The 22,882-nt window shown below is 32.2% G+C and carries 25 protein-coding genes; 11 read left to right on the forward strand and 14 right to left on the reverse strand.

Going from position 1 to position 22,882, the window contains the following annotated elements:
- The first annotated feature begins 4 nt into the window (after positions 1 to 4).
- Complete coding sequence (locus EU96_RS04070; protein ID WP_032526746.1) at positions 5 to 1,162, forward strand: nicotinate-nucleotide--dimethylbenzimidazole phosphoribosyltransferase; 1,158 nt, start codon at positions 5 to 7, stop codon at positions 1,160 to 1,162.
- Positions 1,163 to 2,161: a hypothetical protein gene (locus tag EU96_RS04065; protein WP_032526747.1), complete on the forward strand. Its 999-nt coding sequence runs from the start codon at positions 1,163 to 1,165 to the stop codon at positions 2,159 to 2,161.
- Here EU96_RS04065 and EU96_RS04060 read toward each other — a convergent pair.
- Positions 2,150 to 3,292 (reverse strand): aldo/keto reductase, encoded by a 1,143-nt coding sequence (locus EU96_RS04060; RefSeq protein ID WP_032526748.1) that lies wholly within the window; start codon positions 3,290 to 3,292, stop codon positions 2,150 to 2,152. The two genes, EU96_RS04065 and EU96_RS04060, sit on opposite strands and share 12 nt — an antisense overlap.
- Before the next feature lie 112 nt (positions 3,293 to 3,404).
- On the opposite strand from EU96_RS04060, the gene EU96_RS04055 reads away from it, so the two are divergent.
- Positions 3,405 to 4,058, forward strand: coding sequence for a riboflavin synthase (locus tag EU96_RS04055; RefSeq protein WP_032526749.1), 654 nt, complete (start codon positions 3,405 to 3,407; stop codon positions 4,056 to 4,058).
- 10 nt (positions 4,059 to 4,068) lie between these two features.
- Here EU96_RS04055 and EU96_RS04050 read toward each other — a convergent pair whose 3' ends face one another.
- From EU96_RS04050 to coxB, 4 genes are all read right to left on the reverse strand, one after another.
- Entirely contained in the window at positions 4,069 to 4,422 is a 354-nt protein-coding gene (locus tag EU96_RS04050) for an AbrB family transcriptional regulator (protein ID WP_032526750.1), read from the reverse strand.
- Between the two features lie 96 nt (positions 4,423 to 4,518).
- Complete coding sequence (locus EU96_RS04045; RefSeq protein ID WP_032526751.1) at positions 4,519 to 5,121, reverse strand: cytochrome c oxidase subunit 3; 603 nt, start codon at positions 5,119 to 5,121, stop codon at positions 4,519 to 4,521.
- A 6-nt stretch (positions 5,122 to 5,127) separates the two neighbouring features.
- Positions 5,128 to 6,753: a cytochrome c oxidase subunit I gene (gene ctaD, locus EU96_RS04040; protein WP_032526752.1), complete on the reverse strand. Its 1,626-nt coding sequence runs from the start codon at positions 6,751 to 6,753 to the stop codon at positions 5,128 to 5,130.
- The gene (gene coxB / locus EU96_RS04035; protein ID WP_032527007.1) at positions 6,750 to 7,553 is read right to left on the reverse strand and encodes a cytochrome c oxidase subunit II; all 804 of its coding nucleotides are present in this window, start codon (positions 7,551 to 7,553) and stop codon (positions 6,750 to 6,752) included. Before coxB ends, ctaD begins: the two co-directional genes overlap by 4 nt.
- Before the next feature lie 264 nt (positions 7,554 to 7,817).
- Between coxB and EU96_RS04030 the strand changes: the two genes are divergently transcribed.
- The 5 genes from EU96_RS04030 to EU96_RS04010 are packed head-to-tail and all read left to right on the forward strand — an operon-like array spanning position 7,818 to position 12,068.
- Positions 7,818 to 8,744, forward strand: a complete 927-nt coding sequence (locus EU96_RS04030; protein ID WP_032527008.1) for a COX15/CtaA family protein — start codon at positions 7,818 to 7,820, stop codon at positions 8,742 to 8,744.
- On the forward strand, positions 8,741 to 9,742 hold the full coding sequence (locus tag EU96_RS04025) for a heme o synthase (RefSeq protein ID WP_032526753.1): 1,002 nt from the start codon (positions 8,741 to 8,743) through the stop codon (positions 9,740 to 9,742). The genes EU96_RS04030 and EU96_RS04025 overlap by 4 nt, the downstream gene beginning before the upstream one ends.
- 39 nt (positions 9,743 to 9,781) lie before the next feature.
- Entirely contained in the window at positions 9,782 to 10,798 is a 1,017-nt protein-coding gene (locus tag EU96_RS04020) for an ABC transporter ATP-binding protein (protein WP_032526754.1), read from the forward strand.
- A gap of 48 nt (positions 10,799 to 10,846) precedes the next feature.
- A complete protein-coding gene (locus tag EU96_RS04015) occupies positions 10,847 to 11,671 on the forward strand; it encodes an ABC transporter permease (protein WP_032526755.1) in 825 nt (274 codons plus the stop codon).
- Between the two features lie 7 nt (positions 11,672 to 11,678).
- Entirely contained in the window at positions 11,679 to 12,068 is a 390-nt protein-coding gene (locus EU96_RS04010; protein ID WP_032526756.1) for a hypothetical protein, read from the forward strand.
- A gap of 4 nt (positions 12,069 to 12,072) precedes the next feature.
- Here the strand turns inward: EU96_RS04010 and groL are convergent, their stop codons facing one another.
- A complete protein-coding gene (groL, locus tag EU96_RS04005; RefSeq protein WP_032526757.1) occupies positions 12,073 to 13,818 on the reverse strand; it encodes a chaperonin GroEL in 1,746 nt (581 codons plus the stop codon).
- Positions 13,819 to 13,950: 132 nt separating this feature from the next.
- Between groL and EU96_RS10550 the strand changes: the two genes are divergently transcribed.
- Positions 13,951 to 14,130: a hypothetical protein gene (locus EU96_RS10550; RefSeq protein ID WP_032526758.1), complete on the forward strand. Its 180-nt coding sequence runs from the start codon at positions 13,951 to 13,953 to the stop codon at positions 14,128 to 14,130.
- Here EU96_RS10550 and fabG read toward each other — a convergent pair whose 3' ends face one another.
- Positions 14,131 to 14,880 carry a 3-oxoacyl-[acyl-carrier-protein] reductase gene (fabG, locus tag EU96_RS03995; RefSeq protein WP_032526759.1) on the reverse strand — a complete coding sequence of 250 codons (750 nt, stop codon included), beginning with the start codon at positions 14,878 to 14,880 and terminating at the stop codon, positions 14,131 to 14,133. It lies immediately after the preceding gene.
- Positions 14,881 to 14,972: 92 nt separating this feature from the next.
- Between fabG and ispD the strand changes: the two genes are divergently transcribed.
- Complete coding sequence (gene ispD, locus EU96_RS03990) at positions 14,973 to 15,644, forward strand: 2-C-methyl-D-erythritol 4-phosphate cytidylyltransferase (protein WP_032526760.1); 672 nt, start codon at positions 14,973 to 14,975, stop codon at positions 15,642 to 15,644.
- On the opposite strand, the gene EU96_RS03985 is transcribed toward ispD, so the two are convergent.
- Together EU96_RS03985 and EU96_RS03980 are read right to left on the reverse strand one after the other, a co-directional pair.
- Positions 15,645 to 16,514, reverse strand: coding sequence for an LD-carboxypeptidase (locus EU96_RS03985; RefSeq protein ID WP_032526761.1), 870 nt, complete (start codon positions 16,512 to 16,514; stop codon positions 15,645 to 15,647).
- 9 nt (positions 16,515 to 16,523) lie between these two features.
- A complete protein-coding gene (locus EU96_RS03980) occupies positions 16,524 to 17,411 on the reverse strand; it encodes a 4-hydroxybenzoate polyprenyltransferase (RefSeq protein ID WP_032526762.1) in 888 nt (295 codons plus the stop codon).
- Positions 17,412 to 17,538: 127 nt separating this feature from the next.
- Between EU96_RS03980 and EU96_RS03975 the strand changes: the two genes are divergently transcribed.
- Entirely contained in the window at positions 17,539 to 19,134 is a 1,596-nt protein-coding gene (locus EU96_RS03975; protein WP_032526763.1) for a Ppx/GppA phosphatase family protein, read from the forward strand.
- On the opposite strand, the gene EU96_RS03970 is transcribed toward EU96_RS03975, so the two are convergent.
- From EU96_RS03970 to petC, 5 genes are read right to left on the reverse strand one after another with little or no spacing between them, the layout of a single operon-like run.
- Positions 19,127 to 19,621, reverse strand: a complete 495-nt coding sequence (locus EU96_RS03970) for a helix-turn-helix domain-containing protein (RefSeq protein ID WP_032526764.1) — start codon at positions 19,619 to 19,621, stop codon at positions 19,127 to 19,129. The two genes, EU96_RS03975 and EU96_RS03970, sit on opposite strands and share 8 nt — an antisense overlap.
- 56 nt (positions 19,622 to 19,677) lie before the next feature.
- A complete protein-coding gene (gene cobM / locus EU96_RS03965; RefSeq protein WP_032527009.1) occupies positions 19,678 to 20,433 on the reverse strand; it encodes a precorrin-4 C(11)-methyltransferase in 756 nt (251 codons plus the stop codon).
- Positions 20,426 to 21,319, reverse strand: coding sequence for a prolipoprotein diacylglyceryl transferase (gene lgt / locus EU96_RS03960; RefSeq protein WP_032526765.1), 894 nt, complete (start codon positions 21,317 to 21,319; stop codon positions 20,426 to 20,428). Before lgt ends, cobM begins: the two co-directional genes overlap by 8 nt.
- A 10-nt stretch (positions 21,320 to 21,329) precedes the next feature.
- Entirely contained in the window at positions 21,330 to 22,259 is a 930-nt protein-coding gene (petA, locus tag EU96_RS03955) for a cytochrome f (RefSeq protein ID WP_241434574.1), read from the reverse strand.
- Between the two features lie 28 nt (positions 22,260 to 22,287).
- Positions 22,288 to 22,824 carry a cytochrome b6-f complex iron-sulfur subunit gene (gene petC / locus EU96_RS03950; protein ID WP_032526766.1) on the reverse strand — a complete coding sequence of 179 codons (537 nt, stop codon included), beginning with the start codon at positions 22,822 to 22,824 and terminating at the stop codon, positions 22,288 to 22,290.
- Between the last annotated feature and the right edge of the window lie 58 nt (positions 22,825 to 22,882).

Below are 22,882 nucleotides of genomic sequence, written 5' to 3' on the forward strand. Positions count from 1 at the left end.
AAGAATGTATAGTACAGAATTAGGAATAAAAATTTTCGGTATTGAATCCAATAAAAAAACACAACTTAACAGAATAAAGATACTGAAAAAGAATATAAATAATTTTAAAATATTTCTTGTAATTGCAGGCACTAATACATCTCAAATTTCTGGAATTTCGGCTGCAGGTATTAATGCAAAATCTAGAAAAATAACTGCGCTCGCAGATGCCGAATTCTTACTTAAGGGTGCTTCAAAAGATAATAAATATAAATTGCCTCTCCTCAATGCAGGAGTAACTCCGTCCCTAATAAGTCACGTTTGTTCAAAGCTTATAAATGTTTGTCCAGTTATTGTTCCTTTGGGAATAGGATCAAAACCTTACTTTAATCATTTGGTTGTAGAAGATCTTGATTTAGGACCATCAAATTGTATTACTACTGGTAAATCCATGCCCAAAGATAGAGTTATAAATCTCTATGAAAGAGGTCTTGAGATAGGAAAATCCTCAAAACAACCCATCTTAATTTCTGAATCTGTACCAGGTGGTACCACAACTGCTCAGGCAGTAATGGAAGCTTTCGGTTTGCGGGTGTCTAAATTAGTAGGCAGTAGTTTATTTAAAGCTCCAAGAGAACTTAGAAGAAAAGTAGTTCAAAAAGGACTTTTAAATGCAAATCTAAAGACTGATTTTGACTCTTTTGATGTTGTTGCATCAGTGGGAGATCCTTTCCAAGCTTTCTCAATGGGTTTATTAATTGGTTCAAGGTTAGCAAACCAACCTGTCATATTGTCTGGTGGAAGTCAAATGTTGGCAGTAATTTTGCTTGTATTAGAATTCCTAGGTACAAAAAATAAAAATGACTTTATTGAGGATGTTTTTATTGCTACAACTGGCTGGCTGTTAAAAGATAATTCTCTAAGTGACTTGTTAAATTTAATTAATCAGAAATATGATGTCAACTTATTAGGTTTAGCAAGCCCTTTAAATTTTAAATCGTCAATATGCAAAGAATTGAAGGATTATGAAATGGGTCATGTAAAAGAAGGTGTAGGTGCTGGTGGAATATCATTACTTGCTTTCTTAAATGGATTTAAAAATGACGAAATAGTTTCATTGTGTCAACAAAATCTGGAAATGATGAAAGGTCTAGGTCAAATTTCTTTAGAGAAGGATTACTGAATGTTTTCAAAATTTTCAACCAGAAGAGAATTTTTAAATTGTGGTAAACTTTCTCTTTTATTTCTCTTAAGTTCTTGCACTAATCTTCCAAATAAAGTAAAGATTGCACTACAAAATTCTTTTTATCCACAATCTTTTAAAGATGCGATTCCAAAAGATTGGAAGCAGGAAAAAATTAATTTTGAAAGTATCCAGATACAAAAAAATAGAAACACAATTTTGAATTCTGACTTTACATTAATAAATGATGGATGGGTTAATAGTATAAATTTGGCGGAATTCGAAAAAATAAATCAATATCCATTAATCGAAAATCTGGATAAGAGATCGATAGATTTTTTAAGAAGTTTTAATGAAAATCAAAGGAGTAAATTATTTCCTATTGGCGTAGTTCCTTACACAATTATTATTAAAAATAATAAAGAATTAATAAATTCAGCCAGAACTTCTTGGGATTTCCTTCTTTCTAAAAAATTAACGGGTAAAATTATTTTCCCACAAAGTCCCAGAATAATATTGTCAATTGCTAAAAAAATTAATTCATCTAATTCTTTAAAAAAACTCAAAAGCCAAGCAATGTTATTTGATGATAAAAATATGCTCAATTGGTTGATTAATTCTGATGCTTGCGTCGCAATAGTTCCTTATAGCCTATGCTCAAAATATTTAAAAATAGATACAAGGCTTTCTTTAGTTTTCCCAAGCCAAGGAGTACCTTTGATGTGGCATTTTCTACTTAGTCGATCAAATCTAAATAATGCAATATTAATTGAATGGATTAAATCTTTAGAAAATAAATCAATAGTAGATAAATTAGTAAGTCAGGGTTGGTATCTACCATTCAATAATGATTATTTACAAAGTAAATATAAATCTGAGATGTTTTCCATCTCAGGCCCTTCTGAGAAATGTTGGGAAAATAGTTGGTCTTTCCCTGTCCTAACAAATGAACAAAGAATTAATCTTAAAAATTTCTGGAATAAGTCTTTAACCCCATAATCTTTTTTTAGGAGTTTCAATTAATAAGTTATGGGTTTGGCTTAATAAATTTGGTATATCTAATTTAGTAGGACATTTAGGAACACATTCATTACACTCTTGACAAAATGAGGAATTTTTTTCTTCCCACCAGTGTCCAGCTTTTCCTATTAGATTGTATCTTTCTTTTGAAAATTCTAATTGGCCATAACCAATAGATATATTTCTTAAACGAAGTATTTCTGGAATAGGTATTTCATTTGGGCATGGAAGACAACATCTGCATTGTTCACATTTGCTTGAGTTTAATCTTTCATTAGCTACTTTCTCAATTGTATTTAGGGCGTTTTTTTCAAGATTTGTGAGCTTCTGAGAGGAGTTTCTAAGTTTATTCGCAAACTCAAAATCTTTTTTGTTTGTGGCTCCCAAGGATAAAGTTGTAATGCCTTTTGCTAACAGAAATCTATACGCTAACTCTAATGGATGAAAAGGCTTAGAGGCCTCTAACAAAACATCACTTGGAGAATATAATCTTCCGCCTTTATCAGCAGGCGATATTGCTAATACTCCCATACCTTTTTTTATGGCTTGCTCTGCCAAAGTAATTTTAGATTGATCTAAATAATGTAAATGAAGACTACAAAAACTAAAAACTTCACAGTTAATTGCTTCTTTTATGAGTGAATAACTTCCGTGTGAACTAAAACCAACTTGATCAACTAATTCCTTCTCAAGTATCCATGATATGAATTTCTTACCCTCTCCATTTAGAACCCAATCTAGATGTTGTTTTAAATTGAGTCCATGTATGGCAAGATTATTAATTTTCTTGCGATTTAAATTTTTAAGAGAATTTTTAAAATTATTTTTTAAAGTGTCAAAATCACCCTTTGGTAAAACTTTGGTAGTAATCACCCAGTTTTTTTCGGGGATGTTGTTTTCTAATGCTAGTTTTTTTATTGAATTTCCAATGAGTGATTCAGCATCACCATATGAAGGTGCTGTTTCTATGTGGTTAATTCCTGCATAATATGCATTTTTTATTATGCTATACATTTTTTCGAGACTTTCAGTTGCTCGCATTGTCCCTAAAGTGAATAAGCTCACTTTTGCCCCTCTACCAAATGATCTTTTTTGTGAATTAATAATCATCTAAATATGATCAATTTCTTTTTAATTACTCTTTAATTTATTTATAGTTGAAAATGCTTTAAAGTAAATTAAAGTAAATACAAAATTTTGCAAAAATATTTTTCTTAAATCTATGTTCACAGGAATAATTCAATCAATTGGGGAACTAAAACAAGAAAAAAATATTTTAGAAATTGAAATTCTAGATAATTTATTTGATATGGCAATCGGTGACAGCATAGCTGTTGATGGAATTTGTTTGACAGTTAAAGAGATTTTTCAAAATAAATTTACTGTTGATGTTAGTGAAGAAACATTAAAAAAAACAACTTTAGGAGTAAAGTCGAACCTGAATCAGATTGTTAATTTGGAGCCCGCTCTTAGGTTGTCTGACCGTCTAGGAGGGCATATAGTCAGTGGACATGTTGATGGCCTTGGAACAGTTGAGAATATAGAGAAATTAGAAAAATCCTGGCTTTTATCTATAAAGTGGAAAAATAATAATTTTTCGAAATATGTAGTTAACAAAGGCAGTATTTGTGTAAATGGTATAAGTCTTACAATTGCAAAATATGAGCAGGAAGGAGAAATATTTACTATCGCGATTATTCCTCATACTTGGCATAAAACTAATCTGAATAAATTAAATGTGGGGGATAGCGTAAACCTTGAGGCGGATGCACTAATTAAATATGTAGAGAAATTACTTTTATTTAATAAAAATAATAATCAAGATTTATCTTCAAAAAATATTTCTTCGGAGTGGCTTAAAGAAAACGGTTGGTAAAATATATTTTTTAATTTAATGGAATCAGATTAATTGTTTTTGACTCTTTTTTAAGATCGATTTTAAATTCTTGACCAGGTTCTATACCTAATTTTTTGGTGTAGGCATGACCAATTAATAGATTTCCATTGCCGTGAACTTTAGTTTTGAATTCTGTATGTCTGCCTCTTGAAGCTCTATTACCATTTTTCCTCTGACGACTATTTCCTATTTTGTAACCCTTAGCTTCGATAAGCGCCCTATAAAAACTTTTTCTTAAGATTCTTCCGCTAGGACCTACGTAACCACAACCTTTTGCTATCTCATCTTCAGATTTTTTACTTAATAATTTTGCTTTTTCGAGAAGTTCTTTTCCTTCTAGCATTATCTGACAAATTTCTAATTATATATTCTTACTAAAAAGGAGAACTGTGGCAATATAAATTAATAAAAAATATATTTAATTTTTTAATTTAGTTTTTTATAAAAGATACAAGATAATAAATAAAATAACCCATATTCCATCTACAAAGTGCCAGTACAATTCAACAGCTTCCAATGGGAACATATTTTTACTACTTAATCTTCCGCCATTGATTCTCGATTGCCAAGCAATAATTAAAATCATTAAAGTGCCTAAAGTGACATGTAATCCATGAAAACCAGTAAGAGCATAAAAAGTACTTGCAAATAAATTATCAGTTAATCCAAAAGGTAAATGAAAATATTCAAATAATTGACATATTAAAAATATAATTCCAAGAAAAGCAGTAAAAAATAACCATTTTTGGGAATCAGATTTTTTATCTTTTAAAAGTGCTTTGCCTGCTTTATGGAAAGTTGCACTACTAACAAGTAACAAAATTGTATTGAGTGTAGGTATTGGTAGTTCTAATTCATAAATAGCACCATCAGGTAATGGATTTACTGCTTTATAAGTTAAATAAGCAGCAAAGAATCCAGCAAAAGTCATTCCGTCTGCAATTAGGAAAGTTATAAGACCAAACATTCTGAAGTCTTCATGTGTTTCATTAACTTCAGAATTATTTTTTTGAATTTCTTTTGAGCTATCTAGAGTTGTCATATGTTTTTATTTTTGTTCAGAAAATTCTTTACCATAACCATAAGGTTCTTCAACTAATGGAGCTTCTCCTTCCCAATTTTCAACTGGAGGTGGAGAAGAAGTCAGCCATTCAGGTGTAAGAGCATTCCATGGATTATCTCCAGCATCTTTGCCATTTCTCACACTAAGGAATATATTAATTAAAAAGGGAATTGTACTTATAGCCATCAAAAGAGCCCCAAGGCTACTAATTTGATTAACGAACTGGAATTGAGGATCATATTCTGCAACTCTTCTTGGCATTCCATTTAAACCAAGCCAATGTTGAGGAGCAAAGCACAAGTTAAATCCAATAAAGGTAACGATAAAATGTAAAATTCCTAATTTTTCATTGAGCATTTTTCCAGTTACTTTGGGGAACCAATGATAAATTGAAGAGAAAATAATAAAAACAGTCCCTCCATATACTATGTAATGAAAATGGGCTACAACGAAATAGGTATCATGTACGTGAATATCGAAAGGTACCTGTGCCAAAGCAACTCCTGTAATACCTCCAAAAACAAAATTTATAATAAATCCACATGAGAATAACATTGCACTATTGATGGATATCCTACCTCCCCATAATGTTGCAACCCAATTGAAAAATTTTATCCCTGTTGGAACTGCAATAAATGCTGTCGCGATAGTAAAGAACAATCTCATCCAAGGAGGCGTTCCACTAGTAAACATGTGATGGGCCCAAACAACTAAACCTAAAACTACTATTCCCATTATTGAAAAAACCATTGTTGTATATCCAAAAAGTGGTTTTCTAGCATGTACAGGAAGTATTTCGCTAACTAAACCAAAGGCAGGAAGAACCATAATGTATACAGCTGGATGAGAATAAAACCAAAATAAATGCTGATAAACTACGACATTACCACCTAAAACAGGATTGAAAAAACCTGTATTAGCGATGATATCGAAGCTAAGTAGAATTAAAGTGCCTGCTAAAACAGGAGTTGATAAAACAACTAATAGACTTGTCCCAAGCATTGCCCAACAATACATTGGCAATTGCATAAGTTTTAATCCTGGCCTTCTTAATTTGATAATGGTCGCGATAAAGTTTATTCCACCAAATATGGAACTGCCTCCAAGTAATAGAACGCTCAGAATCCAAATAATTTGTCCCGATTGAGGAGTAGTTATGCTCAGAGGTGGATAAGCCGTCCATCCAGCCTGAGCAGCACCCTCAACAAAATAGCTTGCTACCAGCATCAAACCTGAAGGAGGAATTAACCAAAAAGCTACTGCATTTAATCTTGGGAATGCCATATCTCTCGCACCTACATAAAATGGAATTAAATAATTTCCAAAAGCACCATTAACTACAGGCACTATCCAAAGGAATATCATTATTGTTCCGTGTAAAGTTAAAACTTGGTTATAAACATCTCTCGGCATAAAATCAGACATTGGACTGGCTAGTTCAATTCTTATAGCACTCGCTAAGGTTCCTCCTATTAAATAGAATAGAAAACCGCAAACTAAGTATTGTATTCCAATTACTTTATGATCAAGGCTAAAACTAAAGTATCTAAGCCAGCCTTTAGGTTGAAGACTTTCATTATTAGTTTTTTGTGGATCAATTGATATTGTCATAAATTCACCTCTGGTTTTTTATTTTTGTTAAACCATTCGTTGTAATCAGATTCTTCTTCAACAATTATGGAAGCTCTCATACCACCATGATATGGGCCACATAATTCTGCGCAAATTATGGGATATTTTCCTACTTTTGTAGGAGTGAAATTTAGAATAGTGGGTTGTCCAGGAATAATATCCTGTTTAATTCTGAACTCTGGTACCCAAAAAGCATGAATGACATCTTTGGATTCCATTTTCATTGATACTTTTTGATCAACAGGAACGTGTAGTTCGCCTGATATAAAATTGCCCTTGGGATAATTGAATAGAAATGCAAATTGCATAGCCGAAACTTCAATTGATAAATTATTTATTGCTATTTCATTATCAGAAACTTGACTTATTCCAGCCCATATTTTTTCAGTATTAGAACTCATCATTTCGTGGTTATGATTTAGTTCTTTCATCCCTCCCATTCGATCATAGATGTTGTAGCTATATAAACCTATTAATAAAACAATTATTGAAGGGATAATTGTCCATACAATTTCTAAGCTTAAATTTCCCTCTAAAGCTATACCATCGCCTATCTGATCATTTCTTTTCCTAAACTTAAATAAGCTATAAATAACAGCTATTGTCATTCCTATAAAAATAATTAATCCAATAATGAAAAGAATTTTAAAAAGCTCATCGTAAATTGGTGCATTAATACTCGCTTCCTCTGGGAGCAAATTTACATTAAAACCAATCCAAAAAGATATAGAAAAAACGAGGGAAATAATTAGTATTAAATAAATGTTTTTATTTAACAATTGATTTATAATAATTTGTATATATATCCTCAACATATTCAATTTTTTTAATCCTGCATCATTTGTTAAAAGAAAATTATTTAAATTCACAACTTCTTAAGATTTATGAAATAAAAGTCGTATTATTTATAACTTTTTAGAGTTAATTGTCAGGGAAAAAAGATTAAGTTAGTAAATTATTTTTTAAATTAAACATATTAATTTTTAATTAATGTTTGGTTTTTGAATCTAATTTATTATGCAAAATATATTAGGTTTATCCATTTGATTAATACCCAATTATATAAATCAAAATATCTGACAATTTTTAAAAGATTAGGAAGCCATAGTGTATTTGCACTCATCGCACTAATCGTAATTGGAGGGGCTACGAGAGTCATGGAGGCTGGACTTGCTTGTCCAGATTGGCCATTATGTTATGGATCTTTTTTGCCTTTTAATCATATGAACCTAAGAGTATTTCTAGAGTGGTTTCATCGTCTAGATGCTTTTCTGGTTGGAATATTAATTCTTTTTAAATTTGCCCTTTCAATTATTTGGAAAAATAAAATTCCAAATTGGTTACCTAAAACTTATTCATTACTACTTTTTCTAGTTATTGTCCAAGGATCTTTTGGAGCTTTAACAGTAATAAACCTGCTTGATTCATATACTGTCACTGGACATCTTTTAATAGCTTTTCTACTTCTTATCACAACAATTTCAATAAATCAAAATTTAGAAAATGACGAAATAGAAGAGCCATTAATTTGGTGGAGATTATTATTGTTTGTTCCTCTTTTACTTACTCTTATTCAATCTTTTATTGGAGTAAGGCTTTCATCAACCTGGTCAGCACATATTTGCTTATCTTTTAATAAACAATGCCTAATTCTAAATACTCATAAATTATTTGCTTTTCCAATTGTTTTTTCAATTCTATTGATTATTGCCACTGCAATTTATAAGAGAGGTTTGCTTACTGAAAATTGGAAATATCTCTCAGCACTTATTTTTCTCTTGTTTTCCCAAATTGCTTTGGGTGTTTTAAGTATTAAAACAAATTTAAATGAACCCATTTTTATTATCGGTCATCAACTTAACGCCTCTTTATTTATTGCGATATTAACAACATTAATTTTTAGAAATCCTTTTACCAAAAAAGGTCTAAACCACTCCCTAAATTCCCAAATGGTCGGTATCAATTCATGAACAGTAGTAACTTAGAAAACTTGAACTATAAATCTTCAATTAGGGATGAAGTTGTACCTTCAAGAAAAAGATTAACTTTGCCGCCTTGGCTTGAAGTGGCAAAACCCAGATTAATCCCACTTTTACTAGCAACAACTTTGGGAGGAATGGCTTTAACAGAGGAATGGCCTTTGTCTTCACCGAAACTTATCTGTACTTTAGGAGGCGGAGCTTTGGCAGCAGCAGCTGCTGGAGCTCTTAATTGCTTGTGGGAAATGGAATTAGATAAGAGGATGACAAGAACTAGCAAAAGAGCCTTGCCAGCAGGTAAGTTGTCATCTGAGACTGTATTTTTAGCTGCAGTATCATGTACTTTGGCAGCTTCGATGCTTTTAATAAGCGGTGTAAATTATTTAGCTGCGGGACTTACACTTCTCGGTTTATTTAGCTACGTAATTTTATATACAGTTATTTTGAAACCTCGTACAACAAAAAATATTGTTTTCGGAGGAGTTGCTGGTGCAATACCACCTTTAGTTGGAGCATCTGCTGCCACAGGGCATGTAGGACTTAGTGGTTGGTGGTTGTTTGGTTTAGTAATGTTATGGACTCCAGCTCATTTCTGGGCACTTGCAATTTTGTTGAAGGATGATTACGCATCTGTTGGTATTCCTATGCTCCCTTCTGTTAAAGGATCTGTTTTTACTGCTAAAGCGATTTCTCGTTACGGATGGGCAACAGTTTTAATGAGTATTATGGGAGTTTTTGCTTTGCCTGAAGGGGGGCTCTTATACGGAATTATGTTATTGCCATTTAATGGAAGACTTTTGCAACTAATAAATGAATTAAAGAAATCTCCTGATGATCTTTCAAGAGCAAAGTCTCTTTTTAGGTGGTCTATTCTCTATATGTTTGGTATTTGTCTTTTGTTATTAATTTCAAGAACCCAACTATCCGTAGAATTTGAGCAGCAATCAATGCAAATATTTTTCTCTATAGTATCAATGCTTAGTAATTAAATTAGCTGTAAAATGTTATTTAAGTAAATAGTTAGTTTGATGAATTATATAAAAGTTAAAGGGCTCTCAAAATCTTATTCAGATATCAAGGCATTAAAAAATTTATCTATGGAAATTGAAGCTGGCACATTATTCGGAATACTAGGTCCAAATGGTGCTGGCAAATCAACACTAATAAAAATACTCGCTACTTTAATAGAGCCTGATAGTGGAGAAGTTTTTATAAATAATATTAATCTGATGAAAAATTCAAGGAAAATTAGAGAATTAATTGGTTATGTTGCCCAAGACATTGCACTTGATAAAATATTAACTGGACGAGAGCTTTTAGATTTTCAATCAGATTTATATCACATCAACAAAAACAAAAAATTTGAAAGGATAAAGAAATTAATAGATCAATTAGAAATGAATGATTGGATTGATCGTAAGTGCGGAACTTATTCAGGGGGAATGAAAAGAAGAATAGATCTGGCAGCTGGACTTTTACATTTGCCCCAAGTATTAATATTGGATGAACCTACAGTTGGTTTAGATATTGAAAGTAGAAATATTATATGGCAACTTTTGAAAGACTTGAGAAATAATGGAATGACTATTATTTTAAGCAGTCACTATCTAGATGAAATAGATAAATTGGCAGACAGATTAGTAATAATTGATGATGGAAGAGTTATAGCACAAGGGGCTCCTTCAGAACTCAAAAATAAATTAGGAGGAGATAGAGTAACTTTAAAAGTTAAAGAATTTAGTAATCAGGAAGAAGCAAAAAATATATGTCAAATTTTGTCTTCAATAGATGGAATTAGTCAGATTATAATAAATGAAGCTCAAGGTTTCTCGATAAATTTTGTAGCAGATAAGGAAAAAGATTTACTTACTAAGCTCAAAGTGGAATTAGCCTTCTCAAAGTTTGAAATTTTTTCTCTTACCCAAAGTCAGCCAAGCTTGGATGATGTATATCTTCAGGCAACTGGGAAAACATTATTGGATGCCGAAATTTCTATGGCAGGGAAAAGAGACCTTAAAAAAGAATCAAAGCAATCAATGCGATAAAAAAACTTTTGTTTAACTAACTATAATGAACACTAATGACTTCTAATTATGGAATTAAAACAGTATAATTTATTTTTTTTATATCAAGAAACATTTGCCTTAACAAAGAGATTATTTATCCAACTAAAAAGAAGACCATCAACTCTTTTGGCTGGAATATTACAACCCATAATTTGGCTTTTTTTATTTGGAGCACTATTCTCTAAGGCTCCTGAAGGTTTTTTACCAGGAGTTGATTCTTATGGGAATTTTTTAGGAGCAGGACTTATTGTTTTTACTGCTTTTAGCGGAGCCCTTAACTCAGGTCTTCCTTTAATGTTTGATAGAGAGTTTGGATTTCTTAATAGATTACTTGTGGCTCCTTTAACCAGTAGATTATCCATAGTTTTATCTTCTTTCTTTTACATAACAATCCTGAGCTTTGTTCAGAGTTTTGTAATAATGATTGTTTCATCCTTTTTGGGTTATGGATGGCCCAACTTATATGGTTTAGGAATTGTATTTACAACTCTCATTCTATTAGTTCTTTTTGTGACATCGATCAGTTTATGTTTAGCGTTTGTTTTGCCGGGGCATATTGAATTAATCGCTCTTATATTTGTAATAAACTTACCTCTTCTTTTTGCAAGCACTGCTTTAGCTCCAATATCTTTCATGCCAAATTGGCTTGGGTGGTTAGCTTCATTAAATCCATTGACTTTTGCGATTGAACCTATTAGGACTGCCTATACACAAACTATGGATTTAGAATTAGTGGCTTTACATGCCCCTTATGGTGATTTAACTTGTAAGAGTTGTATCTCGATTTTATTTTCTTTAACAGTTTTTTCCTTGATTATTATTAGACCTCTGTTAAATAGAAAGTTAAACTAAATAATTCATGCTTTTAAAAATTCATCTAATAGAAGTTTTTAAAAAGGCCTCTTTAGAAAATAATTTTTTGCTTAAAGAAAATATTGTTCTTAAGTGGGTCCATAGATTTGGGATTGATTCTTTAAATGATTTATTAATTCATACTCCAGTACTAAAGGAAAATCAGCATGAAGAGGAAAATCAAGAACAAATTAAACTTGAATTATTAAAAAAGTCAAAAAATATAGAAGAAACAAAGTCGAAATCAAATGTCTTAGAAACTTTCAGCAGTAATGGAATATTTAGCAAAAATCAAGATTCTAATAAAATAAAACAACTTACTGATACCCAAAAATTACCACTGCCTAATATTAAAAATTTAAGAAAGTGGATTAATAAAGATAAAAAAGCTAGTTAGATTTTTACATCATACCTGGCATACCCATGCCGCCCATGCCTGGCATGCCCATGCCGCCCATTCCTGGCATACCCATGCCACCCATACCTGGCATACCCATGCCGCCCATTCCTGGCATACCCATGCCACCCATTCCTCCCATAGGATCTCCACCTGGTCCTCCAGGGGCTGCAACTTCAGGTTCTGGAATGTCAGCAATCGCAACTTCTGTTGTAAGAAGCATAGCTGCAATAGATACTGAATCTTGAAGAGCTAATCTTATTACTTTGGTTGGATCTAATATCCCTGACTCTTTTAAATCCTCATATTTCCCTGAATTAGCATTAAAGCCTTTGTTAAGCCTTTTAATTTCAGAAACAACTACATCGCCATTAAAACCCGCATTTTTTGCTATTTGTTTAGTAGGTTCTAAAAGGGCTTCTTTTACTATATTTATCCCTGTTCTCAAATCATCAGATGATTTTTGACTTAAATTGAAAAGTTCATCTGATATTTCTATTAAAGTTTGTCCTCCTCCAGAAACAACACCTTCTTCAACAGCAGCTTTTGTAGCATTAAGGGAATCTTCTATTCTCAACTTTTTGTACTTCATCTCTGTTTCTGTTGCAGCTCCTACTTTTATAAGAGCCACACCTCCTGCAAGTTTGGCTATCCTTTCATTGATTTTATCCTGATCATATTCTGATTCTGTAATCTCGACTTCTCTCTTTAATTTCTCTACTCGCGCTTTAACTAGATCCTTAGTGTCTTCGAAGGCAACAATTGTAGTTTTATCCTTTGTGATAGTTATTTTTTTTGATTTACCTAAATCATTAATCGATACTTGATCTAGTGTCATTGATTTATCTTCACTAATTAACTTAGCCCCTGTAAGAATTGCAATATCTTCAAGGGCAGCTTTTCTTCTCTCACCAAATAATGGAGCTCTTACGGAAGCTACATTCAAAACCCCACTATTCTTATTCAATACAAGAGTTGTTAATGCTTCTCCTTCTATATCTTCAGCAAGAATTAGAAAAGGTGAGCCTGATTTCTGAATTTCTTCTAATATTGGAACTAAGTTGGCTAACGTTGAAATTTTCTGGTCAGTAATTAATATTTTGGGGTTTTCAAGTTCACAAACTTGTCTTTCTTGGTCTGTTACAAAATACGGAGAACTATATCCTCTATCAAAAGACATTCCTTCAGTTATGTCTAATTCTGTATCTAATGATTGAGATTCTTCAACAGTTATTACACCATCTGAAGTAACGATATCCATGGCCTTTGAAATTATAGATCCTATTTCTTCATCACCGCCTGCACTAACTGTTGCAACTTTTTGGATATCAGAACCACTTAATGAAATACTTTTGGAACTTAATTTTTCTAAAACAAAAGCTAAACCTACCTCCATACCTTTTTTTAACTCCACAGGACTGGCACCAGAAGCAATATTTTTTAATCCTTCCTGAACCATCTTTTGAGTCAAAATGGTTGCTGTTGTTGTTCCATCACCAGCACTCTCTTTTGTCTTGGATGCAACTTGTTCTATTAACTTCGCACCTAAATTAGAAATAGGGTTTTCAATCTCAATCTCTTTAGCAACTGTAGATCCATCTCTAACTATATCTGGCGAACCAAATTTTCTCTCTATTACAACGTTTTTTGCCTTCGGTCCAATAGTAACCTTTACTGCATTAGCTACGAAATTTACACCTTTTTCTAGCGCTTCTCTTGATTTATTAGAAAAACTTAACTGTTTTGCCATGTTTACTGGATCTTTTATCTTATTCTAATCTCCCATAGAATCATTTTTAAGGGATATTTAATTAAGTGGGGAAAGCCGAATTTCTTTTTAAAAAGACATACAAATTAATTCAAATAAGAGTATCTTTAATATATGGATGAAACGAATAATCTTATTTTTACTCTTACCGCAATCTTCGCGATTGCTATGACACTGATATACTTTCCTCTAAGATTTTTCTTGACATTAACTGCTAGAAGTCGAAGACTAAAACTATTACAAAAAATTAGAAGGTTAAGAGATGAATTGGGCCAACCTTACGAAAGTACATAATTAAATACTCATACCCCCGTCAATACTAATTGTTTGTCCTGTAATATAACTTCCTGCATTACTTGAAACTAAGAATGACACTAAGGTTGCAATTTGAGTACAACTTCCTAATTTCCCTAAAGGAATAACTTTAAGAATCTCTTCAGTATTAAGTTTTTCAGTCATCTCTGTTTCTATGAAACCGGGAGCTATTGCATTTACGTTTATACCTCTTGAAGCAAATTCTTTAGCGCAAGTTTTGGTGAATCCAATAACTCCAGCTTTCGCTGCAGAATAATTTGCTTGACCGGGATTCCCAATTATTCCAACAACAGATGAAATATTTACGATACTACCACTTCTTTTTTTCATCATAAATTTTGAAGCATATTTTGTACAAAGAAAAACTCCTTTTAAGTTTGTATTTAGTACGTCATCCCATTGTTCCGATTTCATTCTCATTAATAGTCCATCTCTAGTAATGCCGGCATTGTTAATGAGGATATCAATGGAACCATTGATTTTTATGATTTCTTCAAAAGCTGAACTGACAGAATCCTCTTTTGAAACATCAAATTTTAATTTATGAGCTTTACCTCCCGAATTTTTTATTGAATTTACGACTTCTTCAGCTTTTTCATCGGATGAAGAGTAATTAATAAAAACTTCTGCTCCTAAGCGGCTTAGTTCTAAAGCAATTTCTTTACCAATTCCTCTGCTAGCTCCAGTGATTAAAGCAACTTTGCCTGATAATGAATCTGTTTTGGACATTGTGAAATTTTATAATTTTCAATCGTAGTACTATTTGTGTAAAGATATTGTTTTTATTTATAATTGTCTAGAAAATATTAAGACCTTTTATCGTGCACTTTTTAATACCAGCTGCAGGCAGTGGTAGCAGAATGAAAGCTGGAAAAAATAAATTACTTATTGATTTAGAAGGAGAGTCCTTGATTTATTGGACACTTAAAGCTGTATTTTCTGCAAGCGCAACAAACTGGGTTGGAATAATTGGGCAACCGAAAGATAAAGAATTATTATTAAATTCAGCAAAGAACTTTGCCCAAAAAGTTCATTGGATTAATGGTGGAGATACCAGACAAATTTCAGTTTTTAATGGTTTAAATGCATTGCCAAAAGATGCTAAAAAAGTTTTAATTCATGATGGTGCTCGATGTCTAATTAATCCTGAATTGATAGACCAATGCGCCAATCAATTAGATAAAAATGAAGCTGTTATTTTGGCTACTAAGGTAACTGACACAATAAAGATTGTTGATAATGAAGGTTTAATTAAAGAAACACCAGATAGAAATTATTTATGGGCAGCTCAAACTCCTCAGGGCTTTTTAGTAGATAGCTTAAAAAAAGCCCATACTATGGCAATTGATAAAAACTGGGAAGTGACAGATGATGCCTCACTATTTGAAATGCTTAATTGGAAAGTAAAGATTATTGAGGGTGATTATTCAAACATAAAAATTACATCCCCTATAGATTTGAAAATAGCAAAACTTTTTTTTAAGAATTCTTAGTCAAAAAGGGATTTCAACACTAAGGATGCCATTATCACCATTTAATGTGGCTTCATAACCTAAAGGAATACAAGCATTTCCCGATATATGGCCAATGGGGAGGTCAAAAATAATGGGAAAATTAAATTCTTTCAGTCTTTCAATAATGCAGCTTTTTAGTAAATCTTTCCATTCAGAGTCGCAGCAATCATTAGAAAAACTTCCAAATCCAATACCTGCAATATCAGTAAGTGTTTTAGTCATTCTAAGGTAAGTCAACATACGATCGATTTTATAAATATCTTCGTTAATATCTTCAAAAATTATTATTTTCCCTATGCAATCTGGAAAGTGATTAGTACCAATTAAGAAAGTGGCAATAGTTAAGTTAGAAACTATAATTTCTCCTTTAGCTTTACCTCCTCTTAAAGGAGTCCCTTTTATATCCTCAACATATCCTTCAAAAAGTAAATTTCTTAATCTCTCAAGACTCCACTCTGGCTCTTTGAAAAGACTTGCAACCATGGGCCCATGAATAGAACCAATAAATCCTTGAGAATATTTAGATAGTAATAAAGAACATGTATCTGAGAATCCAAGCATTAATCCATTCCCCCAAGAAGGGTTTTTTTCTAATATTCTTGATGAACCCCAGCCTCCTTTTGCAAAAATGATTAGCTTACTATTTTGTGCTTTTTCAAGTTCTTTAAATCTAGTTAGATCATCTCCTGCAAAATAACCATATCTTTTTGATAGAGAATTATTTTGATTAATTTTCAAGCCCCAGTTTTTTAAGATTTCTATGCCTTTTTTAAGATTTTCTTCATCATCAATAAAGGAGCCTGGAGCCAAAATATCAACTTGATCTCCTTTTTTTAATCTAATAACCATATTTAGAATTTATGAGGCAATAATAATTCCCAATAAAAGTGCTCCTCCATAAATTGATTGTTTTTTGAAGTGATTACCAATGTTTTTAATAGATTGCTTTTTCTCAGGAAATACTCCTAATATATCTTTCTGCATTAAGATTGAAGTTATTATCCAAATTGGCCAAAATATAAAATCCATTTGATTAATTAATCCACATGATGCGAGAAAAACAGAGGTTAAAAAATAACAAATTTGAATAGTTATTTTTGTATTGTTCTGTAAGTTAACAGCTGAACTATTTATTCCAATTTCGATATCATATTTTTTATCTGCTAAAGCATAAACCGTGTCAAAACCAAAAGTCCAGAAAATGGTAGCTAGCCAGCAAAATAATAAAACAACACTATTCAAATTCCCTTCATTTGCTGCCCAAGGAATTAAGACTGCAAAACCCCAGCATATAGACAATATTAATTGAGGATACTTAAACCACCTTTTGGCAGAAGGATAAATTAAAATGATTGGCAAAGCTAAAAAAGCAAGTTTAATGGAAAGGATCATGCCAGGTTCTGGTAGTGACAAGGTTAAAAAGAAACTACATAAAATTAAAAGGAAAAGAATTACATAAGCCGTTTTGAGACTGATTTTATTTGCAGCTAGAGGTCTATGTTTAGTCCTAACAACTTTTTGATCAATTTTTTTATCCCAAATATCATTAACCACGCAGCCTAATCCACTTACTAATAGTCCTCCAAGTATTATTCTTAACAACATTAAAAATGTTGGATTAGCCCCTGGCGTTAAATATAAACTCCATCCAGCAGGAATAAGTAAGATCATTCTGCCAGTGGGCTTATCCCACCTTAGTAATTCAAAAAAAGTGGTTAATTTAATTGCTTGATTTTTATTTTGCATATTACCATTGTATATTTCATAACTTTAAATAATCTTAATAGGATTCAGTGATTTCTATTATTTAATAATCAATATTGAGTATATTTATTAATGGATTAAAGATATGTTGTGCATCTTATAGAAATCAATGATAAAGAAAAAAGATTCAAGATATTTTCAAGAAAAGCAAACTTTAGTAGCCTCAATCGATATTGGGACTAACTCTACACATCTTTTAGTGGCAGAAATTAATCAAGATTTAAAATCATTTTCAATAAAATTCACTGATAAGTCAACTACTCGTCTTGGAGAAAGAGATGAAGAGGGAAATCTTACTGAAGAATCAATCCAAAGGGCCTTAGTTACTCTTAAGCGATTTAAGGAATATTGTAAAAGTAATGGAGTAAATCAAATAGTAACAGCAGCAACAAGCGCAGTTAGGGAAGCTCCAAATGGTCAAGATTTTGTTAGAAGAGTTCTTGATGAAACTGATATTAAAATAGAATTGATAAGTGGATCAGAGGAAGCCAGGTTAATTTATCTTGGGGTCCTATCTGGTATGGCTTTTGAAGATCAGTCTTATGTAATCATTGATATAGGAGGAGGATCTACAGAATTAATACTTGCAGATAAAAGAGATGCAATAGCTCTTACAAGTGCAAAAGTTGGTGCGGTAAGACTTAAGAATGATTTTTTAAATAAAGATCCTATAAATATAGAAAGATCGAATTTCCTAACAACTTTTATTCAAGGATCTTTAGAACCATCCGTTCGAAAAATAAAAAGTAGATCTAATGGAAATAAGCCTTTATCTATGATTGCAACAAGTGGGACTGCAACTTCATTAGGAAATCTGATTTTAGATGATTTAGGAGAATCTAAACAAAAGATGCATGGGTATAAATTTAATAGGGAAAATTTACAGAATGTTTTGGGAAAACTAATTAAAATGCCAGTTTCGCAAATCAAGAAAATACCTTCATTAAGTGAGAGAAGAGCAGAAATAATTATTCCAGGGGCATTGATATTAAATACTTCAATGGAGATGTTGAACTTTAATGAATTAACTATAAGTGAAAGGTCATTAAGAGAAGGGTTGGTTGTTGATTGGATGCTTCGTAAAGGGATAATAAAAAACGAATTAAATATTCAAAGTAATATTAGAAAAACAACTGTAGTTCATCAGGCCAGTAAGTTTGGAGTTGATAAGAAAAGATCTGAGAAAGTTATCGATATTGCCTTTCAAATCTATGATCAAACTAAAAATATCCTTCATACTGATAATGACTCTAAAGCTAAAGAATTTCTGTGGGCAGCTTCTAATCTTTATAATTGTGGGAAATACGTAAATATTGGTTCTTATCACAAGCACTCTTGGTACTTAATAAAAAATTGCGAGTTGTTAGGATATTCTGAGGCAGAAACAAATATTATTGCTTCTATCGCCAGATACCATAGAAAGACTTTACCCAAGAAAAGGCATGAGTCTTGGCAAAATTTAATATCTAAAGAGGATAAAACACTAGTTCTTGAAATGTCGTTAATTTTGAGACTAGCAGCATCGCTTGATCAAAGACCTGATAAGGTTATCTCCTCAGTTCAAATAAAATTGCAGGGAAATATTATTAAATTCGAACTTGTACCTTTAAATAGAAATCATGATCTTCTCCTTGAAAAATGGAACTTAAGATTATGCGGTAATGTAATAAAAGATCTAAAGAATTTGGATTTAAAAGTTATTTAGTTTTTTTGATAAGTTCTTGTTTTGGAGTTTGATTCTGAAAAGGCTCTGAAAATAAATTGAAAATTAAGGACGAGGCGATTAGTCCGAGAAATCCTGAAATTAAAATAAATATTCCGAACCCTACTGGATACTGATTCTTAGATTGTTCCGATTTATGATTTTTTTGTGAGACTTCTTCGACTATTTCTTCAATTTTTACCTCTTTCTTATCTGTCTTGAATTCATCTATTATGAATTTAGTATCAAGTTTTAGCTTCTGTGAAATCCTACGAACCATTGCTTTGACAAATACTTTTTCAGGTAGCTTTTCTTCATTTCCTTCTTCGATGGCTATAAGTTGATGGACTCCGATTTTTAAATCAGAAGCCAATTCTTCTATAGATTGATCTTGACTAATCCTTGCCTCTTTAATAAAGTTTCCAATTCTCTTTAAAGAGGAATTTTCTCTTTTATTATTGTCTTTCGAAACAGATTTAATATCTTTCAAAGCAAGTAAATTTTTTACTAATTATAGTGATTAATATTTTTCTATCAACTTTAAGATTATTTATTTCTAAAGAGATGCCTATAAGATGGATTATAAAGATTAGATCTGTTCTGAGAATTCTTAATTGCAGGGCTAATTATATAAATAGTTGTTCTAATTAATTTTTTTTCAATAGAAAATTTTTCCATATCTTTTAATTCTATTAATGATGTCCAACCATCATCCCAAGATACTCTGAATCCAACAATCACTTTAGTCTCTGGAGGATAAAATTCTAGTAAAGTTTCTTGAGACCTTTTTACATGCCTAGCACTTAGATAAAGACACAAAGAGGAATTGTGTTTCGCAAGATCTTTTAGAGATTCTTTATCGGGCATACCTGTTCTTCCTCCCGCTCTAGTTAAAATTATTGTTTGCGTTACGTCAGGTATAGTCAACTCAGCCTCATGATATGCAGCAGCGACTTGAAAAGCACTAACACCAGGAACAACTTCGATTTCAATTTCTTCTTTTTTTAAAATTTCGATTTGTTCTCTAATTGCTCCAAAAAGACAAGGGTCTCCATCATGCAACCTTATAACAGTTTTACCTGATTGAAATTTTTCTATCATAATTGACGTGATTTGCTCCAAGGTAAGCGAACTAGTTTTTATTTTTTCAGAACCTTCTTTAGAAAAATCTAAAATCTTTTTAGGGATTAGAGAGTCTGTCCAAATAATGACATCTGCAATTTTTATCTTTTTTAAAGCTTTTAGTGTTAATAACTCTGGATCGCCTGGACCAACTCCAATAAAGGATATTTTTTTATCCATTCTTTCTATTTTTACCACTATATGTTCTTAATTTTAAAAAAAATATTCCAATTAATCCAGAAGAAAATAGAAAAATACTTATAAATTGAGCCATTCTTATACCGCCACTACAGTAAGGGGGAAGTCCACCAATACATAGTGGGTCAGTTCTTAAACTTTCAATCCAGAATCTTCCAAAGCTATAACTTATTAAATAAAGACAGCTAATAAAGCCAGGCCTAAAAAAATCTGATTTATTCTGTTTATTAAAGATAAAAATAAGCAGGATGAAAATCAAAAGATTCCACAATGACTCATAGAGAAAAGTAGGATGAAAAAATTCGTAATTAATAAATTCTAAAGGCCTATTTTGGATAGGTATAAATAATTTCCAAGGCAAATTTGTCGGAACCCCAAAGGCTTCATTATTGAAAAAATTGCCCCACCTTCCTATGGATTGTCCAAGAATAATCGAGGGTATTAATACATCTATATAAGTTTTTAAATGAATATTTTTCGACTTGCAGAAATAGATAATAGATAATAATCCTCCAATTAGACCTCCATGGATTGCTATGCCTCCTTCCCAAACTGCCAGAAAAGAAGGTATTTGAATTGTGTTATTGAATAGTTCTAAAGAAGTAAAAAAGTTATCTCCACTATATTGCCGCCACTCAAAGATTACGTAATAAGCTCTAGCTCCAATTATTGAAAAGATTATTAATAATGGAAGTATTTCACTTATGTAGTCTGGGTTAATATTCCTTGCCTGTGCAAGTTTTTTAGAGATAAATAGGCCTATTAAGACTGAAATTGAAATAAGCAAACCATACCATCTAATAGTTATAAATCCTAAATCTAAAAAAGTGTCTCCTGGAGATTGTATAAAAGCTTGCAATGTAAGCATCTAAAGAAAGTTAAATACCCTCTGCTGCCTGCACTTTTTCTACTTGTTTTTTCTTTAACACTAAAAGTATTTGTGTTAGACCTACACCAATAAAGAATGCAATCAATCCAATTACTCTATAAGGGCTCTGAAGTACAACTTCAGCATCTAATTGCCCAAAGCCGCCAACGTTTGGATCATTAGTAAGAGGGTCACCTGCATTGATTTTGTCTTGTGCTTTTACAATAAGTTGAGGACCAACAGGTACTGCTTCAGTTGTTATCTCACCATTCTCGTTTTCTATATTGACCTTATAGCTACCATCCTCAATTGTGTCAATTGAATTAATAGTTCCTGAGGTGGAAGAGGTAAATACTAGGTTATTGCTTTTTTCTCCAGTTGGGTAAACCTGACCTCTACCTCTATTGCCTCCGATATGTAATGAGTATTTACCATAGTGATATTCTTTATTGGTGGATGGATCAGGGGAAAGTACAGGAAAAACGATTTCTTTATTGGTATCGCCAGGCAACGGTCCAACAATGATGATATTATCTTTCTCTTCACTGTAATTTGTGAAATATACCCCTTCTGTTTCCTCTTTAATTTCTTCGGTCCATCTTTCTTGTGGAGCAAGTTTGAAGCCATTAGGCAGCATTACAACAGCACCAACTTGTAATGGAACTTCAGAACCATCCGCCCCAATCTCTTTTAAGTCATTTTTGTAAGGTATTTTAACAACAGCTTTGAAAACACTATCGGCACCAACAGATTGTGGAACTTCTGCAATAGTGGGCATCTGAGCTAGATGACAATTAGCACAGACTATCTTTCCTGTGGCTTCTCTTGGGGATTCGTAGTTTTGCTGAGCCCAAAATGGATAAGCAAAAGTGGTCTTAGGATAAAATACAATGCTCGAAATGAAGAGCAGAGTGAAGATGAATAAAGTTGTTTTTTTCATGATTTGATTTTTAAGATCATTCATTTTTTTATGCCCACCAAGGATTTTCATTAGTTCTAAAGTCAGTTTCTGACCATTGTTTTACAAGAACAGAATCATCTTCAATATCGACATGAGCTAGAGCTAAAGATAAAGGAGCAGGACCTCTGACTACCTTCCCATTTGTATCGTATTGACTGCCATGACAAGGACATATAAATTTGTTAGCGCCACTATCCCATGGGACAACGCAACCTAAATGAGTACAAATTGCATTTAAACCAAATTCTCCTATTTCCCCACCCTCATTAACTATTAAATAAGTTGGATCTCCTTTTAGACCCTGCACTAGGCTTCTGTCTCCTGCTTGATGGGTAGCCAACCAACCTGTCTTGGTTACTGGATTCCCTAATTCATCTTTAGCAGAAGTTCCACCACCGCCACCTCCTGCTCTTAAAGGCATGAAATAATTAGCTACGGGGTAGAGGGCTCCTAAAGCTACACCAGTTGCAGTACCAAATGTAAGAAGATTCATAAATTGCCTTCGACCCATTGAAGGGACATCATTGGAACTTAATTGAGTCATTCGCTACTTGGTTCTGTTATTTAATATTTATTATGGATCAAATTGCTTAATTTCTGTT

The organism is Prochlorococcus marinus str. MIT 9302, from assembly GCF_000759975.1.
Lineage (GTDB): Bacteria > Cyanobacteriota > Cyanobacteriia > PCC-6307 > Cyanobiaceae > Prochlorococcus_A > Prochlorococcus_A marinus_M.

Bases quoted from the DNA above. Each gene is read 5' to 3' on its own strand.
- EU96_RS04070 (WP_032526746.1), top strand. From the start codon at position 5: ATGTATAGTACAGAATTAGGAATAAAAATTTTCGGTATTGAATCCAAT.
- EU96_RS03975 (WP_032526763.1), top strand. From the start codon at position 17,539: ATGATAAAGAAAAAAGATTCAAGATATTTTCAAGAAAAGCAAACTTTA.
- EU96_RS04050 (WP_032526750.1), bottom strand. From the start codon at position 4,422: ATGCTAGAAGGAAAAGAACTTCTCGAAAAAGCAAAATTATTAAGTAAA.
- petA (WP_241434574.1), bottom strand. From the start codon at position 22,259: ATGAAAAAAACAACTTTATTCATCTTCACTCTGCTCTTCATTTCGAGC.
- cobM (WP_032527009.1), bottom strand. From the start codon at position 20,433: ATGGATAAAAAAATATCCTTTATTGGAGTTGGTCCAGGCGATCCAGAG.
- EU96_RS03980 (WP_032526762.1), bottom strand. From the start codon at position 17,411: ATGCAAAATAAAAATCAAGCAATTAAATTAACCACTTTTTTTGAATTA.
- fabG (WP_032526759.1), bottom strand. From the start codon at position 14,880: ATGTCCAAAACAGATTCATTATCAGGCAAAGTTGCTTTAATCACTGGA.
- EU96_RS04060 (WP_032526748.1), bottom strand. From the start codon at position 3,292: ATGATTATTAATTCACAAAAAAGATCATTTGGTAGAGGGGCAAAAGTG.
- EU96_RS04045 (WP_032526751.1), bottom strand. From the start codon at position 5,121: ATGACAACTCTAGATAGCTCAAAAGAAATTCAAAAAAATAATTCTGAA.
- EU96_RS04055 (WP_032526749.1), top strand. From the start codon at position 3,405: ATGTTCACAGGAATAATTCAATCAATTGGGGAACTAAAACAAGAAAAA.
- EU96_RS04020 (WP_032526754.1), top strand. From the start codon at position 9,782: ATGAATTATATAAAAGTTAAAGGGCTCTCAAAATCTTATTCAGATATC.
- lgt (WP_032526765.1), bottom strand. From the start codon at position 21,319: ATGCTTACATTGCAAGCTTTTATACAATCTCCAGGAGACACTTTTTTA.
- EU96_RS03985 (WP_032526761.1), bottom strand. From the start codon at position 16,514: ATGGTTATTAGATTAAAAAAAGGAGATCAAGTTGATATTTTGGCTCCA.
- ctaD (WP_032526752.1), bottom strand. From the start codon at position 6,753: ATGACAATATCAATTGATCCACAAAAAACTAATAATGAAAGTCTTCAA.
- petC (WP_032526766.1), bottom strand. From the start codon at position 22,824: ATGACTCAATTAAGTTCCAATGATGTCCCTTCAATGGGTCGAAGGCAA.
- EU96_RS04015 (WP_032526755.1), top strand. From the start codon at position 10,847: ATGGAATTAAAACAGTATAATTTATTTTTTTTATATCAAGAAACATTT.
- EU96_RS04065 (WP_032526747.1), top strand. From the start codon at position 1,163: ATGTTTTCAAAATTTTCAACCAGAAGAGAATTTTTAAATTGTGGTAAA.
- EU96_RS04010 (WP_032526756.1), top strand. From the start codon at position 11,679: ATGCTTTTAAAAATTCATCTAATAGAAGTTTTTAAAAAGGCCTCTTTA.
- EU96_RS10550 (WP_032526758.1), top strand. From the start codon at position 13,951: ATGGATGAAACGAATAATCTTATTTTTACTCTTACCGCAATCTTCGCG.
- groL (WP_032526757.1), bottom strand. From the start codon at position 13,818: ATGGCAAAACAGTTAAGTTTTTCTAATAAATCAAGAGAAGCGCTAGAA.
- EU96_RS04025 (WP_032526753.1), top strand. From the start codon at position 8,741: ATGAACAGTAGTAACTTAGAAAACTTGAACTATAAATCTTCAATTAGG.